This is a genomic window from Gilvimarinus sp. 1_MG-2023 (genome assembly GCF_030548285.1).
In genome coordinates this window covers 1-437 of sequence record NZ_JAUOSC010000171.1, presented here as the reverse complement: position 1 = coordinate 437, position 437 = coordinate 1, and the positions used below count along the sequence as shown (strand labels likewise).

Below are 437 nucleotides of genomic sequence, written 5' to 3'. Positions count from 1 at the left end.
GATGGCGATCTTGCCATCGACTCATCCACCGGCTACTTTTCTGACAATGCCCGCAGCTACTGGACCCTGGATGAAGATGCTCCGGATGGCGAAACCGTCACCAAGGGAGGGATCGCCCGTCGCCTGTCTGATCCTGGCAGCCGCCGTATCATGACCGATATCGCAGGAAGCAGCATCAGCACAACGGACAACCGTATCAGCAGCAGCAATACGTCACTGCCGGACAATCTGCCGAGCGTCGTACCGGATGACGAAAAATCCGACTTTATCCTCTGGCTGGCTGGCTACGATCCCGACTCATCCAGCACTACTCCACGACGGGAAATCGAAGACGCCCTGCACAGCCGCCCGGTATTGATGTCCTACAGTTCCGGCAGCAGCAGCAAAACCGCGCTGTTTGTTGGTACCAACTCGGGCTATCTGCACGCATTTAACAC

The 437-nt window shown here is 57.0% G+C and carries 1 protein-coding gene; it reads left to right on the top strand.

The genetic code is table 11. From position 1 onward, the window contains the following. A partial coding sequence (locus tag Q4563_RS16270; protein WP_303605218.1) for a hypothetical protein occupies positions 1–437 on the top strand: 437 nt, incomplete at both ends.